Annotated in this window: 16 protein-coding genes; 13 read left to right on the forward strand and 3 right to left on the reverse strand. The window is 66.0% G+C overall.

Annotated features, from left to right (window positions below; all coding sequences use genetic code 11):
* Positions 1-120: 120 nt before the first annotated feature.
* Positions 121-1026, forward strand: a complete 906-nt coding sequence (locus L286_RS35205; RefSeq protein WP_013040689.1) for a DMT family transporter — start codon at positions 121-123, stop codon at positions 1024-1026.
* On the opposite strand, the gene L286_RS35210 is transcribed toward L286_RS35205, so the two are convergent.
* Positions 1018-1449, reverse strand: coding sequence for an OsmC family protein (locus tag L286_RS35210; RefSeq protein WP_020818321.1), 432 nt, complete (start codon positions 1447-1449; stop codon positions 1018-1020). The genes L286_RS35205 and L286_RS35210 overlap by 9 nt on opposite strands.
* Before the next feature lie 89 nt (positions 1450-1538).
* Here L286_RS35210 and L286_RS35215 point away from each other — a divergent pair, with 89 nt between their 5' ends.
* From L286_RS35215 to L286_RS35265, 11 genes are all read left to right on the forward strand, one after another.
* A complete protein-coding gene (locus L286_RS35215) occupies positions 1539-1904 on the forward strand; it encodes a PRC-barrel domain-containing protein (RefSeq protein ID WP_007684193.1) in 366 nt (121 codons plus the stop codon).
* A gap of 173 nt (positions 1905-2077) precedes the next feature.
* A complete protein-coding gene (locus tag L286_RS35220) occupies positions 2078-2746 on the forward strand; it encodes an RBBP9/YdeN family alpha/beta hydrolase (protein WP_020818320.1) in 669 nt (222 codons plus the stop codon).
* A 150-nt stretch (positions 2747-2896) separates the two neighbouring features.
* A complete protein-coding gene (locus L286_RS35225) occupies positions 2897-3088 on the forward strand; it encodes a YezD family protein (RefSeq protein WP_007684190.1) in 192 nt (63 codons plus the stop codon).
* Between the two features lie 175 nt (positions 3089-3263).
* Positions 3264-5747 (forward strand): TonB-dependent receptor, encoded by a 2484-nt coding sequence (locus L286_RS35230; RefSeq protein ID WP_020818319.1) that lies wholly within the window; start codon positions 3264-3266, stop codon positions 5745-5747.
* Between the two features lie 230 nt (positions 5748-5977).
* Complete coding sequence (gene panB / locus L286_RS35235; protein WP_020818318.1) at positions 5978-6850, forward strand: 3-methyl-2-oxobutanoate hydroxymethyltransferase; 873 nt, start codon at positions 5978-5980, stop codon at positions 6848-6850.
* A gap of 74 nt (positions 6851-6924) precedes the next feature.
* On the forward strand, positions 6925-7623 hold the full coding sequence (locus L286_RS35240; protein ID WP_020818317.1) for a tetratricopeptide repeat protein: 699 nt from the start codon (positions 6925-6927) through the stop codon (positions 7621-7623).
* 14 nt (positions 7624-7637) lie between these two features.
* Entirely contained in the window at positions 7638-8981 is a 1344-nt protein-coding gene (locus L286_RS35245; RefSeq protein WP_021223379.1) for an outer membrane protein assembly factor BamB family protein, read from the forward strand.
* A 145-nt stretch (positions 8982-9126) separates the two neighbouring features.
* Positions 9127-10497, forward strand: coding sequence for a ribosome biogenesis GTPase Der (der, locus tag L286_RS35250; protein ID WP_020818315.1), 1371 nt, complete (start codon positions 9127-9129; stop codon positions 10495-10497).
* Positions 10484-10699, forward strand: coding sequence for a sulfurtransferase TusA family protein (locus tag L286_RS35255; protein WP_013040696.1), 216 nt, complete (start codon positions 10484-10486; stop codon positions 10697-10699). The genes der and L286_RS35255 overlap by 14 nt, the downstream gene beginning before the upstream one ends.
* A gap of 73 nt (positions 10700-10772) precedes the next feature.
* Positions 10773-11216, forward strand: a complete 444-nt coding sequence (locus L286_RS35260; RefSeq protein WP_020818314.1) for an Hpt domain-containing protein — start codon at positions 10773-10775, stop codon at positions 11214-11216.
* Between the two features lie 143 nt (positions 11217-11359).
* Entirely contained in the window at positions 11360-12379 is a 1020-nt protein-coding gene (locus L286_RS35265; RefSeq protein WP_020818313.1) for an LLM class flavin-dependent oxidoreductase, read from the forward strand.
* Here L286_RS35265 and L286_RS35270 read toward each other — a convergent pair.
* The gene (locus L286_RS35270) at positions 12347-13468 is read right to left on the reverse strand and encodes an acyltransferase family protein (protein WP_020818312.1); all 1122 of its coding nucleotides are present in this window, start codon (positions 13466-13468) and stop codon (positions 12347-12349) included. The two genes, L286_RS35265 and L286_RS35270, sit on opposite strands and share 33 nt — an antisense overlap.
* Positions 13469-13615: 147 nt before the next feature.
* Here L286_RS35270 and L286_RS35275 point away from each other — a divergent pair, with 147 nt between their 5' ends.
* Entirely contained in the window at positions 13616-15274 is a 1659-nt protein-coding gene (locus tag L286_RS35275; protein WP_020818311.1) for an ATP-binding protein, read from the forward strand.
* Between the two features lie 4 nt (positions 15275-15278).
* Here the strand turns inward: L286_RS35275 and L286_RS35280 are convergent, their stop codons facing one another.
* Positions 15279-16730 (reverse strand): MATE family efflux transporter, encoded by a 1452-nt coding sequence (locus tag L286_RS35280; protein WP_020818310.1) that lies wholly within the window; start codon positions 16728-16730, stop codon positions 15279-15281.
* Positions 16731-16800: the final 70 nt, after the last annotated feature.

Raw genomic sequence — 16800 nt, forward strand, 5'->3', positions numbered from 1 at the left:
ACCCCTGGCCCCTCCCGCCTGCGGGAGGGGAATGTCTTGGATTGGCCAATCCCCACATCCCGGACCCGCCCATCCCCCTTGGACGGTTGCGTCATCGCGCAGCGGGGCTAAGGCGGTTGCATGCCGCCCCCATCCCCATCCAACAGCCCGCATCGTCCGCTCGCCGCCATCGGCCTGCGGCTGGTCGCGGTGATCTGCCTGTCGGTCATGTTCGTGACGGTCCGGCTGGCCGATGCGCGCGGGGTCCATGTGGTCGAATCGCTGTTCTACCGCCAGGCGCTGGCGCTGCCGGTGGTGTTCGCCTGGATCGCGACCACGACCGGCGCGGGATCGATCCGCACCCGGCGCATCGGCGTCCACGCCACCCGCATGGTCATCGGCATGACCGGCATGCTGCTCAATTTCCTGTCCTACATCCTGCTGCTGCCGGCCGAGGCGGTGACCATCGGTTTCACCATGCCCATCTTCGGCACCCTGTTGTCCGCGCTCATCCTGCGGGAGGCGACCGGCATCCACAGGTGGAGCGCGGTGCTCATCGGCTTTCTGGGCGTGATCGTGATGGTCCGGCCGGATGCGGGGCATTTCCCCGCCATCGGCGTCGCGGTCGCCCTGTCCGCCGCCTTCGTCACCGCCTGCGTCAGCCTGGTCCTGCGCGAACTGGGCCGCACGGAAAGCGCCGGGGTGATCGTCTTCTGGTTCACCCTCCTCTCCCTGCCGCCGCTGGGCGCGGCGATGCTGTTCCACGGGCAGGCCCATGACGCCGCGACATGGGGCCTGCTGCTGCTGATCGGCCTGTCGGGCGGCATCGCGCAGATCTGCATGACCGCCGCCCTGCGCCGGGCGCCCGTTTCCGTGGTGCTGCCGATGGACTACAGTTCCATCGTCTGGACGACGCTGCTCGGCTGGGCGATCTGGGGCAATTGGCCGATGGCGACGACCTGGATCGGCGCGGCGCTGATCGTCGGGAGCGGCCTGTACATCGCCTGGCGCGAACATGTCCGCGCCCCGCCCGCGCCTTCAGCCTAGCAGTTCCGCGTCCAGGCTGATCTCCGCGTTCAGCAGCTTCGACACCGGGCAATTGGCCTTCGCCTTGGCCGCCAGTTCCTGGAACCGGGCGTCGTCCGCGCCGGGGATAGTCGCCTTCAAGGTCAGCCTGCTCGCCGTGATGGCAAAGCCGCCCTCCTGCTGCTCCAGCGTCACGACGGCGTTCGTCTCCATCTTCTCCGCCGTCAGCCCCGCTTCGCCAAGAATCAGGGACAGCGCCATGGTGAAGCAGGATGCATGGGCGGCCGCGATCAGTTCTTCGGGATTGCTGCCCGGCACCCCTTCGAAGCGCGTCGCAAAGCCATAGGGATGCGCGTCCAGCGCGCCGCTCTGGGTGGAGATCGCGCCCTTGCCGTCCTTCAGGCCGCCGCTCCATACCGCCGATCCGCTGCGATTGATCTTCATGATCGTCCTCCTGTTCGCCTGCCGTGGGGAACCCGGCCGGTTCCCCATGGTTCATCATCATAACGCGATTTCTTCGCAGGAGAGTGACGATGTCTGACATGGCGAGGGAAAATCATGGCGACCTGATCGCATCCGACCGGGTCGAGGGCACCACCGTCTACAACCGACAGGGGGAGCGGCTGGGCCACATCTCGAACTTCATGGTCGACAAGCGCAGCGGGCAGGTCCGCTATGCCGTGCTGTCCTTCGGCGGCTTCCTGGGCATGGGCAGCGATCATTATCCGCTGCCCTGGTCGATGCTGAACTACGACACGGAAAAGGGCGGCTATGTGGTGGACCTGGCCAAGGACATATTGGATCAGGCGCCCCGCCACCTGCCGGACGAGCGCCCCGATTATGACGACGCCTATGGCCGCAGCGTCTTCCACTATTATGGGCTGATCTACCCCTGGTGAGGAGCCTTCCGGCGGTCCCGGGCTGCGCAAAGGCGGCACCTCCGCGACCCTTTCGGCTATATGAACCCCAGATGAATCGGGTTGCCCAGATTTCGACACATTTTGTCGCTTGCCTATTGTCTACCAGATGAATAGAATTAACTCTCCCTCGACAATAGGACGAGGATTTGACCATGGAGCGATTCGGACATTCGGGAGATGCGCGCCAGCCGGTCGTGCTGACCATCCCCGGTCTCAACAATAGCGGGCCGGGCCATTGGCAGACGCTGTGGGAAGAAACGCGCGGCGATTGCGAGCGGGTCGATCTGGGAAGCTGGGCCAGCCCCAACCGCAACAGCTGGGTCACGCGGCTGGACGCGGCGATCCGGGCGGCGGAGGGGCCGATCGTGCTGGCCGCGCACAGCCTGGGCTGCCTGGCCGTCGCATGGTGGGGCGCGTTGCAGAGCCAGGCCTATGGCTGGCCGGTGACGGGCGCGCTGCTGGTGGCGCCGCCCGATTGCGACCGCATGGAAACGCCGGAGACGATCGGCGGCTTCGGCCCCACGCCCCGCGCCCAACTGCCCTTTCCCTCGATCGTCGTGGCGAGCCGCAACGATCCCTATATCTTCTTCGAACGCGCCCACAGCATCGGCAAGAATTGGGGCAGCAGCTTCGTCGACGCCGGTTATTGCGGCCACATCAACGCGGAATCGGGCCTGGGCGAATGGCGCTTCGGCCAGGCGCTGCTGGAAAAACTGATCGATAATGCGCATGAGCAGGCCTCTGCAATGCGCCAGTTACGCCCCGCCATCCCGCTGGCGCATCAGGAGCGGCGATGGGCGGCGCTGCAGGTCAACGGCTGAAGTTATCGCATCGCTTCCGCGGAAAACCGGCCCTTCGACAGGCTCTCCGCACGATGCTTCCGGGGCGCGACAAGAGAAACTTGAGCGCCCCTTATATTTGCTTTTTTGTCTATCAATATAGTTGAGATAAAGAGCGGCTAAGAGGTGTTTATGAGTGAAAACCGATCCATTGAATTCGCCCGCAACGGCCGCAGCGACGGGCAGCGCCACGACATCGCCGCCAGCATCGAAAAGGTGCGCAGCGTGCTGGAGGCACTTCGTTTCGGGTCCGTCACGCTGACCGTGCATGACGCGCGCGTCGTGCAGATCGACGTGACGGAAAAGACGCGCCTCACCGCCTGAAGCAATAGCGGGGGCGCAAGGAAGATTCAGGGTTGCTGAACAAGGCCTGCAACAAGGGCCGAATAACAGGTGGCAAGGGGTGGGCCACATTTTCCATTCCCAGACCAACGGCTTTGAGCGGACCACCGCAGAGGCCGCGATCAACATTCACCGGACATCCGGAAGGGGAATTACCATGATTGCGCGTTTTCTGTGGCTCGCCGGCGTGGCGAGCGCATCCATCATTGCGTCCAATGCGTCCGCGCAGGACGCGCCTCAGCCCGCCGCGGACAATAGCGAAAGCGCCGAGCAGGCCACCGGCCGGGGCGAAGTGATCATCGTCACCGCCCGCCGCCGCGCCGAAACCGCGCAGGAAGTGCCGCTGGCGATCTCCGTCATCCGGGGCGACAGCATAGAGGCGACCGGCAATTTCAACGTGGTGAAGCTCCAGCAACTGGCGCCGACGCTTCAGGTCTACACCACCAATCCGCGCAACACGTCGGTCAATATCCGCGGCCTGGGCGTTCCGTTCGGCCTGACCAGCGACGGCTTCGAACAGGGCGTCGGCATCTATGTCGACGACGTCTATAACAGCCGCGTCGCCGCCGCGACCTTCGACTTCCTGGACGTCGCCCAGGTCGAAGTGCTGCGCGGCCCGCAAGGCACGCTCTACGGCAAGAACACCACGGCGGGCGCGATCAACATCACGACCAACCAGCCGACCTTCGATTTCGAAGGGCGCGCCGAACTGACCGTCGGCAACCTCAACTACAAGCAGGCGAAGGCCGCCATTTCCGGCCCGCTGTCGGACACCGTCGCCGCCCGCATCGCGGTCGCCGCGACCAGCCGCCGGGGCACGCTGTACAATGTGACGAGCCAGCGCTGGATCAACGAGCAGGACAATCTGGGCATTCGCGGCCAATTGCTGTTCAAGCCCAACGACGATTTCAGCATCACCCTGTCGGGCGACTACAGCAAGCAGGACCCGGAATGCTGCGGCACCGTGTTCGTGCGCGTCGGCACGACCCAGCGGCCGATCACGCGCCAATATGATGAGTTGGTCAAGGCGATCAACGCCAATCCCAACCCTGCCTTCCCGGGCCGCAACTATGCGGTGCCCAGCCGCAATCCCTATGACCGGCTGACGGACCTGGACAGCAGCCTGAACGCGGGCAACAAGATCGGCGGCGTGTCGGCGCGGATCAAATGGGATGTCGGCCCCGGCACGCTGACCTCCGTCACCGCCTGGCGCTTCTGGGACTGGAAGCCGGAAAATGACCGCGACTTCACCGGCCTGTCGATCGTGTCCAAATCGCAGAACCCTTCGCAGCAGGACCAGTATAGCCAGGAATTCCGCTATAATTACGAAAGCCAGAAGATCGACTTCGTGGTCGGCCTGTTCGGCTTCAAGCAGCGCATCGACACCCAGGGCACCGAACAGCAGGGCGCGGACGCCAGCCGCTGGAGCCTGACCGGCGCGAATGCCGGGAATCCGAGCATCCTGCAGGGCCTGACCGCCAGCAACACGCAATGGCTCAAGAGCACCAGCGCGGCGCTGTTCGGCCAGCTGAGCTGGAAGGTGACCGACGCCCTCACCATCCAGCCCGGCGCCCGCCTGAACTACGACAAGAAGTCGGGCTTCTATCAGCGGATTGTCACCAACGGCCAAGGCCAGGCCATTTCGTGCGTCACGACGCCGGGCAACCCCCCACCGTCGGTGCTGGCGGCCCAGTGCGGCGTCTACCAGCCGCAGATCAGCGCCCCTTCGGACAGCGCCTGGAATTTCACCTACGACTTCAACGTCAATTACAAGATCGCGCAGGACGTCCTGGCCTATGCGACCTACGCCAAGAGCTTCAAGACGCTGGGCATCAACCAGAACGGCTTGCCGCTCAACGCCGACAATACGGTGAATTTCGATGCGGGCACGGTGAAGCCTGAGTCAGTCAACCACTATGAAATCGGCCTCAAGACCCAATTCTGGGACCGCCGCGCCACCTTCAACCTCACCGCCTTCCGCACGGAGATCAAGAATTTCCAGGCGACGGTGAATGGCGGACAGTTCGGCACGGTGCGCGGCTACCTCGCCAATGCGGAAAAGGTGCGGTCGCAGGGCATAGAGGCGGACTTCAAGGTCGTCGTCAGCGATCGCTTCACCGCCTATGCGAACGGCGCTTACACCGACGCCAAGTACAAGAAGTTCACCAATGCCCCCTGCCCGCCCGAACTGTCCGGGGGCACGTTGCAGCCGGCCAATCAGCCCGCCGATTATTCCAATGCGGGTGTTCCCAACACCCTCAGCCCGCGGGCATGCGACATCTCCGGCGACCGCCTGCCCGGCGTGTCGAAATGGGCCTTCTCCTACGGTGCGGAATATAACATTCCGGTCACGCTGCTGGACAAGGATGGCCAGGTCTATCTGGGCGTCGACGGCAATTATCGGTCGCATTGGAACTCCAACGCCTCGCCGTCCACCTATACGGAGGTGAAGGGCTATGCGCTGACCAACTTCCGCGCCGGTTTCCGTGGCGAAGGGTTCGACATCTTCGGCTGGGTCCGCAACGCCTTCGACGTGAACTATATCGAAAATCTCCAGGTCGCGCCGGGCAATACCGGCCTGATCGCCGGCCAGCCCGGCGACCCGCAGACCTGGGGCGGAACGATCAAATTCTCCTTCTGACCTTTTGAAAGAGGTTCACCCCCTGCGGGGAGCGGCACGGCCCTGTCGCTCCCCGCATTTTTCGGGTTCGATGTCAGGATGACGTGCTCCTGCGCAGGCAGGATCCCAGTTCGGACGGTGCGATGATCCACTAAGGACGGGACTGGGCTCCTGCCTGCGCAGGAGCACGTCGTCCCTTCCAACATATCGCCCGATTTGCGCCCGCCGCCGCTCTACGGTAGAGCGCAGCCATGTCCACGACCTTCACGCTCGACACGTCGACCAGCCGCGCCAATCCCACGCCCGCGCCGATGAAGCGCCTGACCGTGCCCGCCATCCAGCGGCGCAAGGCCGGGGGCAGGACGGAACAGCCGCTGGTGATGCTGACCGCCTATACGGCGCGGCAGGCGCAACTGCTCGATCCGCATTGCGACATGCTGCTGGTGGGCGATTCGCTGGGGCAGGTGATCTACGGCCTCCCCTCCACCCTGGCCGTCACGCTGGACATGATGATCGCCCATGGCGCGGCCGTGGTGCGGGGCAGCTATCACAGCGTCGTGCTGGTCGACATGCCCTTCGGCAGCTACGAAGCCTCTCCGCAACAGGCCTTCGCCAGCGCCAGCCGGGTCATGGCCGAAACCGGCTGCGCGGGCGTGAAGCTGGAGGGCGGCGCGGCGATGGCCGAAACCATCGCTTTCCTCAGCCAGCGCGGCATTCCCGTGATGGCGCATATCGGCCTCACCCCCCAGGCGGTGAACGCGCTGGGCGGCTATGGCGCGCGCGGCAAGAGCCGGGAGGAGCATGACAAGATCGTCTCCGACGCCCGCGCCGTGGCGCAGGCGGGCGCCTTCGGCATGGTGCTGGAGGGGGTGATGGAGGAGATCGCCGTCACCGTCACTGACAGCGTCGACGTGCCGGTGATCGGCATCGGCGCATCGGCCCATTGCGACGGGCAGGTCTTGGTGGCGGAGGACATGCTGGGCATGTTCGAACGCGTGCCCCGTTTCGTGAAACGCTACGAAAATATCGCGGAAACCATTGGCAACGCCGCCGCCCAATATGCGGCGGATGTCCGGAACCGGCACTTTCCGACCGAAGATCAGGTCTATCGGCCCAAAAAGTGAGTTGCGCGGGAAGCCCGCGCCGCTAAAGATCGCGCCTTCCGCGTGCCTTTTCTGACGAATTTCTGGAGACCCAAGTGGCCCTGACGCCGCAAAATAGCGAAGCCTTCATGCGCGAGGTGGACGAGGCCGTTCGGCAGGACCAGTTGCTGACCTTCTGGCAGCGCTTCGGCCGCTGGATCGTCGCGGCGGTGATCATCGGCCTCGCGGCCTTCGCCGGCTGGCTTTATTGGCAGCATTACACGAAGACGCAGTCGCAGGCCGTGTCGGAGGAAATGGACAAGGCGATTTCCACGGCAATCGGCGGCGGCACTCCGGACGCGAAGGAATTGGACAAGCTGACCCAGGCCAGCCAGCCCGGCTTCCGCGCCTCCGCCCTGCTGGTGAAGGCGGGCACGGCGGCGCGCAAGGGCGACAGCAAGGCCGCCATCGCCGCCTATAAGGCGATGGCCGACGACGCTTCGCTCGACCGGCCCTATCGCGACCTGGCGCTGATCCGCCAGACCACGCTGGAGTTCGAAACCCTCCAGCCGCAGCAGGTGGTCGACCGGCTGAAGCCCCTTGCCGTGGAGGGCGCGCCCTGGTTCGGCAGCGCCGGGGAACTGGTCGCCATCGCCTATATGAAGATGCGCAAGCCCGACCTCGCCGGGCCGTTGTTCGCCGCCATGGCGAAGGACAAGGACGTGCCCCAGTCGATCCGTTCACGCGCGCGACAGATGGCGGGCTTATTGGGTGTGGATGCAGTCGAAACGCCGGTCGCGGCGGGACAGGAATGATTGGGCGCATGGGAATGCACAGCATGACGAAATTTTCGGGCGCCGGTCGCGCCGTGACCGTTGCCATGATGATCGCCCTGCTTGCGGGATGCGGCATTGTCGGCGGCAAGAAGGGCGGCCCCAAGACCCCGGTGGTCGGCAAGCGCACCTCGATCCTCAGCAATGAGCAGGGGGTGGAGGTCGACCCGACGCTGGCCGACGTGCCCGTGACCCTGCCCGAACCCTATGTGAACGACCAATGGTCGCAGCCGGGCGGCAGCCCCGCCAAGACCATGGGCAATCTGGCGCTGGGCGCTTCGCCCGCGCGGGCATGGACCGTGTCCATCGCGGGCAGCACGCCGCAGGCCCGCCTCGCCTCCGCTCCGGTGGTGGTGGGCGGCAAGCTCTATGTGATCGACGCCGATGCGCGGGTGATCGCGTTCGACGCGAACAGCGGCGCGAAGCTGTGGCAGACCCCGCTCCCCGCCGCGGGCAGCGGCCGCGCCCTGTTCGGCGGCGGCGTCAGCGTCGTCGACGGAAAGCTCTATGCCAGCACCGGCATCGGCGATGTCGCGGCGATCGACGCGAACACAGGCGCCATCCTGTGGAAGAAGCGCCCCGGCGGCCCACTGCGCGGCGCGCCGACGCTGGCCAACGGCCATGTCTATGTGATGGGGCAGGACAACCAGATCTTCGCCCTCAACCAGAGCGACGGCGAAGTGCAGTGGACCGACAGCGGCACGCTGCAAGTCACCGGCATCTTCGGCGTGGCCGCCCCCGCCGCCGCGCAGGGCACGGTGATCGCGGGTTACAGTTCGGGCGAACTCACCGCCTATCGCTATGAAAATGGCCGGACGCTGTGGGGCGACGCCCTGTCGCGCACCAGCATCTCGACCGCCGTGGCGACGCTGACCGACATCGACGCCGATCCGGTTATCGACCGGGGCCGGGTCTTCGCCATCGGCCAGGGCGGCCGCATGGCAAGCTATGAACTGGTGAGCGGCCAGCGGCTTTGGGAAATCAACATCGCGGGCATCTCCACCCCCTCGGTCGTGGGCGAATGGGTGTTCGCGGTGACGAGCGACGCGAAGCTGCTCTGCGTCGCCCGCGCCACGGGCAGGATCCGCTGGATCAGCCAGCTTCGCCGCTGGGAAAAGGAAAAGAAGAAGGACAAGGCGATCCGCTGGACCGGCCCGGTGCTGGCGGGCGGGCGGCTGGTGCTGGTGTCGACCCATGGCGACCTCAACTATGTCGATCCGACGACGGGGAAGATCCAGGCGGAAATCGATCTCGACCGGCCGATGTCGCTGTCGCCGGTGGTGGCGAACAACACGCTCTATATATTGGCGGACGACGGCAAGCTGACGGCGTTTCGCTGACGCGACCGACAGAAGAAGAAGCGTGCTCCTGCGAAGGCAGGAGCCCAGTTCCAACGGCAGGACTGGGCTCCTGCCTTCGCAGGAGCACGCATGTTTTTACGCCTGATGTGCTGACAGGCGACCCAAGAAAGGATACGGGCCTCTCATGCTGCCCACCGTTGCCATCGTCGGACGCCCCAATGTGGGCAAGTCCACCCTTTTCAACCGGCTCGTCGGCAAGAAGCTGGCGCTGGTCGACGACCAGCCCGGCGTGACCCGCGACCGGCGGGAGGGGCAGGCGAACCTGCTGGGCGTCGATTTCACCATCATCGACACCGCCGGTTATGAGGATGAAGACCCGCAGACCCTGCCCGGCCGGATGCGCATGCAGACGCAGGCGGCGGTGGAAAATGCCGATGTCGCGCTGTTCGTCGTCGACGCCCGCGCCGGAATCACCCCGCTGGACGAGGAAATCGCCCGCTGGCTGCGCGAGGGCGACGCCCCGGTCGTGCTGATGGCCAACAAGGCGGAGGGCAAGGCGGGCGACGACGGCGTCATGGAGGCGTTCAGCCTGGGCTTGGGCGATCCCGTCCCCTTTTCCGCCGAACATGGCCAGGGCCTGGCCGACCTCTTCCAGGCGCTGCTCCCCTATATCGACCGCGAGGAGGAGGAAGAGGAGGAAGGCGAACCGGACGAGGCCGATTTCGAATCCGCGCCGCTGAAACTCGCCATCGTCGGCCGCCCCAATGCGGGCAAGTCGACCCTGATCAACCGCCTGCTGGGCGAGAACCGCCTGCTGACCGGCCCCGAAGCGGGCATCACCCGCGACAGCATCGCCGTCGACTGGCAATGGACCGACCCGGACGGCGCCGAACGCCCCGTCCGCCTGATCGACACGGCGGGCATGCGCAAGCGCGCCAAGGTGCAGGACAAGCTGGAAAAGCTGGCGGTTTCGGACGGCCTGAACGCTGTGAACTTCGCCGAAGTGGTGGTGCTGCTGCTCGATTCCACTCGCGGGCTGGAGGCGCAGGATCTGCGCATCGCCGACAAGGTGATCGAGGAAGGCCGCGCCCTCGTCGTCGCCCTCAACAAATGGGATACGGTGGAAAACGGCTCGGCCCTCTATCAGGGCATCAAGCAGGCGCTGTCCGACGGCCTCGCGCAGATACGCGGCGTGCCGATCATGACCGTCTCCGCCGCCACCGGCAAGGGGCTGGACGACCTGATCCGCGTCGCCTTCGAGACCCGCACCGCCTGGTCGCAGCGCGTGTCGACCGGCATCCTCAACCGCTGGTTCGAACGCGCGCTGGAGGCCAATCCGCCCCCCGCCCCCGGCGGCAAGCGGATCAAGCTGCGCTACATCACCCAGAACAAGACGCGCCCGCCGACCTTCGTGCTGTTCGGCACGCGGCTGGACGAACTGCCGGAAAGCTATCGCCGCTATCTGGTGAACGGCATCCGCAAGGAACTGGGATTCGGCGCCGTGCCGGTGCGGCTGACGCTGCGCAGCGCCAAGAACCCCTATGCCACCAAGTGAAGCGGCGCATATCGACGCCAGGGGCATGAAATGCCCCTGGCCCGCGCTGCGCGTGGCGCGGGCGATGCGATCCGCCGACGCCGTGACGATCGAGGCTGACGATCCCGTCGCGGCCAAGGAACTGGAGGCGCTGGCGAAGCAACAGGGTTGGGCCTTCACGGCAAAGGCGCCGCATCTCTTCGCTCTCGCTCGGTCGCTTTGACGATCCCACCCGACTTAACCCCCTATTTACGCTCCTCTTCTATATTCCCCACGGCAGAGCAGGGAGTGTCAGGGTGTCATATCAAGAGGCCGAACTGGTCAATTGGACGGATTTTGCCAAATCCCGTTCGGAGCTGGGCACCGCCTTCCTCCGGATCCTGGGCTATTTCCGCGAGGACGGCGAAAAGGCGATCGGCGCCATCGAGGAGGCCTTTCGCGCCCGCAACGCCGCCGCGCTGGTCGCCCCGGCCCATAAGCTGAAGGGCGAGTCGGCCCAGTTCGGCGCCTATCGGCTCAGCGCCATGGCCGAGAAGATCGAAATGGTCGCCCGCCGCTGCGTCGAAAGCCGGGAAGGCCCGGATGAATTGATCGAGGATGTGGTCGCGCTGCGGCCCTGCTTCACGGAGACGATGGCGCTGCTCGACCGCGACGCCAACCCGCTGGTGGCGCGCCGGCCGCAGGGTTTCGGCCGCCGCATCGACAGTCCGGCCCAGGGATTCGGTCGCGCCGCCGGCTGAATGCTCGGGCCGTTATTTGCGGGCGTTAGGCGCGCCGTGCACCTGCTCAGGCAGGAGCGCGCAAAGTTTCCCCGAAGACCTCCGCATTCCATCCGCCCCGAACCGGCATTGAAATGGAACGAGTCCGCCCCCCATATTCGGCCATGACCCGTTTCTCCGTCCTGGACCTCGTTCCCGTCAACGAAGGCGGCACCGTCGGCGAAGCGCTTGGCCGCGCCGCCGACTTTGCCGCCCATGCCGAAAGCCTTGGCTTCCACCGCTATTGGGTGGCGGAGCATCATGGCATGCCGGGCATCGCGTCGGCCGCGACCGCCGTGGTGCTGGCGCATATCGGACGGGCGACCGACCGCATCCGCATCGGCGCGGGCGGCATCATGCTGCCCAATCATGCGCCGCTGCTGATCGCGGAGCAGTTCGGCACGCTGGCGGCGCTCTTTCCCGGCCGCGTCGACCTCGGCCTTGGCCGCGCTCCCGGTTCCGACCAGCGCGTGGCCCAGGCCATGCGGCGGACGCTGACCGGCGGCCCGGACGAATTTCCCCGCGACGTGATGGAATTGCAGGCCTATTTCGCCGGCGACGAGCGCCTAGGCTTCCAGGCGACCCCCGGCGCGGGCGAGGACGTGCCGCTCTGGATTCTGGGTTCCAGCCTCTATGGCGCGCAACTCGCCGCCGCGCTGGGCCTGCCCTACGCCTTCGCCTCGCACTTCGCGCCCGGCGCGCTGGACGAGGCCGTCGCCATCTACCGCCGCGATTTCCAGCCCTCTGCGCAGCTTGCTCATCCCTATGTGATGGCGGGCTACAATGTCTTCGCAGCCGACACGGCGGAGGAGGCGCGGCTGATCGCCACCTCCATGCAGCAGGCCTTCGTGCGCCTGCGCACCGGCCGGCCGGGCAAGCTGCAACCACCCGTCGCCGGCTATTATGAAAGCCTGCCGCCGCAGGCGCAGGCGATGCTGGCCGATGTGCTGAGCGCTTCCACCATCGGCACCCAGGCCGATGTCGAGCGCGACCTGGCCGCCTTCATCCGCCGCACCCAGGTGGATGAGGTCATCATCGGCGGCCAGATCCATGATTTCGAGGCGCGCAAGCGCAGCCTGGAGATCGCCATGGCGGCGGCCGGTCGAGTGGCGTCAGGCAGCCATCAGGCGGCCGCCGCTCAATAGCTTCGCCAGCCCCGGCGCGGCGCGGCTGAGCAGCGATCCCAACAGGATCACCGCGACCAGCACCAGCAGCGGCTGCACCAGCAGATAGGCAGGATAAAAGGGCGATCCCAGCTTGCCGAACACCACCCCCAGCACCGGCCCGCCCAGCCAGATCAGGATGAGGTGGGAGCAGAAGAGGAAAAAGGCGAAGGGTTCGATCCGCAGCAGCATGCCCCGCGCCGCGCTGGCCGCCAGCGACCAGGCGAAGCGCCAGAAGAACAGCGCCGCCGCGACCCGCACCGCCATGTCCAGCGTCGCCGCGCCGATGCCCGGCGGCAACACGCCCGGATGCAGGGACATATAGAGCTGCGCGCTCATCAGCAGCGCAAAGGGCGCCGCCGCCATCGTCCAGGGCAGCGCCGCCACCCGGTCGGCCAGCCCCTCGCGCCGCGCCACGATGCCCATGATGAAGAAGAACAGGATGGAGGCGCGCATCAGCACCGGCGGCCCCCATCCCATGATCTGGCACAGCGCCGCCATCGCCGCCACCGGGCCCAACGCCCAGCCCGGCAGGCGGACGAACAGGGGCGCGGCCAGCATGCACAGGAACAGGTCGCGCAGGAACGGCATCTGCACGTTGATGTCGGGATTGCGGCTGACGATGAACAATTCCTGGAACATCCAGCCGGTGGACGATGGCACCGGCGCCGACAGGCCCAGCGCCCAGGCCGCGCCGGACACGAACAGGATCGCCAGCGCATTCCACAGGATCATCGGCAGCAGGATCGTCCGCACCTTCCGCCCGACATGGCGCAGCCAGTCATGGGTCCGCGACGACCCCTCCACCAGCCAGCCGGAAATCAGGCCCAGCAGGGGCACGGCGCTGCGCCCGAAAACCTCCATCAGGCCCCAGCGCAGGCTGTCCTGCGCCGTGCCCCTCAGGCTTTCCAGGTCATGGCCGTTCAGGCCCGTCCAGGCATGGACGTACACCACGCCCAATATGCAGATCACCCGCGCGATGGAAATCGCGTCGGACCGCCGGGCCGCATCGGTCGTCAGCACCCGGGACACAGGATTTTCCCGATTTCCGGCCGATGTTTCAAAAGCCAAGCCTGACACGCATTTCCTCTGACCATCGCGGCGCGGGCCTGGCCGCACCTTCAACATGGGCGAGGGATAAGCAGATTCTTTACCAGTCGCCGGTTAAATCGATCCGACGTGCCGGAATCCCGTCCGGTCGAGGGGAAAAACAGGTTCATGACCCAGATGCACGGTGCAGACCATTTCGCAGGCGCGCAGCCTCATGCCTTCCAGTCTCCGGCCGACGCCATGGGGATGGTCTTCCAGATCGCCGGGTCCAGTTCGCAATTGATCATCGACGCCATGCGCATCGCCGCGCTGTCGCGCGATCCCGATCCTTCGCTCGCCATGGCGGGGCAGGTCGGCAGCCAGGTGAAGATGCGCGTCGGCCATGTCTGGCTGATCGCCAGCGTCCGCGCGATGGCCATGGACCGGCAGGACAGCAACAGCATCATCGTCGACATCGACTTTCTGGGCGAAGGCGATGAGGAAAAGCTGACGGGCCGCATCTACCGCTTCCGCCGGGGCGTGACCCGTTACCCGACACCGGGGACGGAGGTCTATCCGGTATCGAGCGCGGACATGCAGCAGATCTATTCGGCCGACGACCGCCCCCATGTGCAGATCGGCACCGTCTATCCCACGTCCGACACCCGCGCCGCGCTCTATGTCGATTCGATGCTGGGCAAGCATTTCGCGCTGCTGGGTTCGACCGGTACCGGCAAGTCGACCAGCGCCGCGCTCATCCTGCACCGCATCTGCGACCTGTCGCCGCAGGGGCATATCGTGATGATCGATCCCCATGGCGAATATGGCGCCGCCTTCCAGCAGAATGGCGCCGTCTATGACGTCAACAACCTCGCCCTCCCCTATTGGCTGATGAATTTCGAGGAGCATTGCGAGGTGTTCGTCACCTCCGAAGGCTCAGAGCGGACGGTGGACTGCGACATCCTCGCCAAATGCCTGCTGGCCGCGCGGTCCAAGAACCGGCTGGCGGAGAGCATCGGCCGGCTGACCGTCGATTCGCCCGTCCCCTATCTGCTGTCCGACCTCACCAACATCCTTCAGAACGAGATGGGGAAGCTGGACAAGGGCACCGGATCGCTGCCCTATATGCGGCTCAAGACCAAGATCGACGAGATCAAGAGCGATCCGCGCTACAGCTTCATGTTCTCCGGCATGCTGGTCGCGGATTCGATGCAGGAATTCCTCGCAAAGATCTTCCGCCTGCCCTCCGGCGGCAAGCCGATCTCTATCATCGACGTGTCGTCCATGCCGTCCGACATCACGTCCGTCGTGGTGTCGGTGCTGTCGCGGCTGGTGTTCGACTATGCCCTCTGGGCGCGGGACGAGCCGCAGCGCCCGATCCTGCTCGTCTGCGAGGAAGCGCATCGCTACATCCCCAGCAGCACGACCGGCGGCGGTCAGGCCGTTCGCCGCATCCTGGAACGGATCGCCAAGGAAGGCCGCAAATATGGCGTGTCGTTGGGCCTCATCACCCAACGCCCGTCCGATCTGGCCGAAGGCGTGCTGTCGCAATGCGGCACGATCATCTCGATGCGCCTCAACAACGACCGCGACCAGGCCTTCGTGAAGGCTGCCATGCCCGAAGGCGCGCGCGGCTTCCTCGATTCCATCCCCGCCCTGCGCAACCGGGAGGCGATCATCTGCGGCGAAGGCGTCGCCGTGCCGATCCGCGTCGCGCTCGACAATCTGGAGGAGGAGCGGCGTCCAGCCTCGGGCGATCCGAGCTTCACGGAACTCTGGCGCCAGTCCGGCGGCGAAGCGGACATCCTCGACCGCACGATCACGCGCTGGCGCAGCCAGGGCCGGTAAGCGATTATCCCGCCGGGACGATCCTTCCGGCTGGCTCGCTCTCCGCATTGATGCTTTCGCGGCACTCCTCTTCGTCCACGGGGACGAGCAGCTTCGCCTTGCGCCACCCGCCCTGCAGGTAAACCAGGCCGGCCAGCAGGAAGGACGACGCCGACCCTGCGGGGAAGCTCAGCCACAATGCGTCCGCCCCCAGATGCGGATAGCCCAGATGGTAGAAGCCCAGCCGCACCGCGAAGAGGGTGAAGACCAGGATCAACAGCGGCCGCACCACCACGCCATTGGCCCGCATCACGCCGAACAGGATCATCGTCGCGCCGAACAGCACGAAGCTCCAGCTCGCCAGGAGCTGCATGTGCCAGGCGGCGGCGATGGCGGCTTCGTTCCGTCCCAGGAACAGCGCCAGCAGCGGCGCGTGGAACAGCAGGATCACCGCCACCATCGTGCCGGTGATCAGCAGCAGATAACCCATGCCATATCCGGTGATCCGGCCGATCCGGTCCCATCGCCCCGCGCCGATATTCTGCGCCGCCATGGCGCTGACCGCCGCGCCCATCGCCATGGCCGGCATCTGGAGATAGGTCCAGATCTGCTGGGCCGCGCCATAGGCCGCGGTGACCAGAAACCCCTCCCGGTTGACGAGGCCGATCATCACCAGCCCTGACGCGGACATGACGATCATCTGCAATCCCATGGGCAACCCCTTGCCGAACAGGACGCGCATCTGGTCCGGCGCGGGGCGGAGATAAGCCAGTTCCCGCCCGCGCAGGCGCAACGGCAGATCCTTCGCATAGGTGTAGAGGACAAGGCCGATCAGGCTGACGACGCCCGCCGCCGCCGTTGCCGCGGCCGACCCCCCTATGCCCATCGCCGGGATCGGCCCCAGGCCCAGGATCAGCACCGGGTTCAGGACGAGGTCGACGCCCACGCTCACGAACATGAAGATCAGCGGCGTCCGCGCATCGCCCGTCCCGCGCAGGCCCATCATCATCATGACGCTGAGCAGAGAGGCGGGCATGGCGACGAAGATCACCCGCAAATAGACGAGCGCCAGGTCGAACGCCTCCGCCGGGGTCGCCAGCAGCCGCAGCAAGGCGGGCGCGCCGATCCAGCCGCCGGTCGCCACGACCAACCCCAGCAGGGTGCAGAAGCCGACGGCCGATCCGAACGCCCGGCGCGCCGCGTCCAGGTCGCCCCGTCCCACCGCCTGCGCGATCATCACCGTCGACGCCATGCCGAAGCCGAAGACGACGGAGAACATCAGGAACATGGTGATGTTCGCATTGGCCGTCGCCGCCAGCGCCTGCGCGCCCAGGAAACGGCCGACCCATATGGCGTTGATCGATCCGTTCAGCGACTGGAGGATGTTGGACGCCAATGTCGGGATGGCGAACAGCAACAGGGCCGATGCGATCGGCCCCTGCGTCAGATCCCTGCCGCGCCATTCCCGTGCAACCATGCGTCCCCCTTTTCGGATGGAAACCGGGGCGACCACCCATCGTCCCCGGTTCTTTCTCGGCGCGCCCCGG

The sequence above is a fragment of the Sphingobium sp. HDIP04 genome (genome assembly GCF_000445085.1).
In the GTDB taxonomy this organism is placed as follows: Bacteria; Pseudomonadota; Alphaproteobacteria; order Sphingomonadales; family Sphingomonadaceae; genus Sphingobium; species Sphingobium indicum.

What these genes read in the sequence shown, in the direction of transcription:
- L286_RS35205 (WP_013040689.1), top strand. Translation starts at nt 121, where the DNA reads ATGCCGCCCCCATCCCCATCCAACAGCCCGCATCGTCCGCTCGCCGCC.
- L286_RS35210 (WP_020818321.1), bottom strand. Translation starts at nt 1,449, where the DNA reads ATGAAGATCAATCGCAGCGGATCGGCGGTATGGAGCGGCGGCCTGAAG.
- L286_RS35215 (WP_007684193.1), top strand. Translation starts at nt 1,539, where the DNA reads ATGTCTGACATGGCGAGGGAAAATCATGGCGACCTGATCGCATCCGAC.
- L286_RS35220 (WP_020818320.1), top strand. Translation starts at nt 2,078, where the DNA reads ATGGAGCGATTCGGACATTCGGGAGATGCGCGCCAGCCGGTCGTGCTG.
- L286_RS35225 (WP_007684190.1), top strand. Translation starts at nt 2,897, where the DNA reads ATGAGTGAAAACCGATCCATTGAATTCGCCCGCAACGGCCGCAGCGAC.
- L286_RS35230 (WP_020818319.1), top strand. Translation starts at nt 3,264, where the DNA reads ATGATTGCGCGTTTTCTGTGGCTCGCCGGCGTGGCGAGCGCATCCATC.
- panB (WP_020818318.1), top strand. Translation starts at nt 5,978, where the DNA reads ATGTCCACGACCTTCACGCTCGACACGTCGACCAGCCGCGCCAATCCC.
- L286_RS35245 (WP_021223379.1), top strand. Translation starts at nt 7,638, where the DNA reads ATGCACAGCATGACGAAATTTTCGGGCGCCGGTCGCGCCGTGACCGTT.
- der (WP_020818315.1), top strand. Translation starts at nt 9,127, where the DNA reads ATGCTGCCCACCGTTGCCATCGTCGGACGCCCCAATGTGGGCAAGTCC.
- L286_RS35255 (WP_013040696.1), top strand. Translation starts at nt 10,484, where the DNA reads ATGCCACCAAGTGAAGCGGCGCATATCGACGCCAGGGGCATGAAATGC.
- L286_RS35265 (WP_020818313.1), top strand. Translation starts at nt 11,360, where the DNA reads ATGACCCGTTTCTCCGTCCTGGACCTCGTTCCCGTCAACGAAGGCGGC.
- L286_RS35275 (WP_020818311.1), top strand. Translation starts at nt 13,616, where the DNA reads ATGACCCAGATGCACGGTGCAGACCATTTCGCAGGCGCGCAGCCTCAT.
- L286_RS35280 (WP_020818310.1), bottom strand. Translation starts at nt 16,730, where the DNA reads ATGGTTGCACGGGAATGGCGCGGCAGGGATCTGACGCAGGGGCCGATC.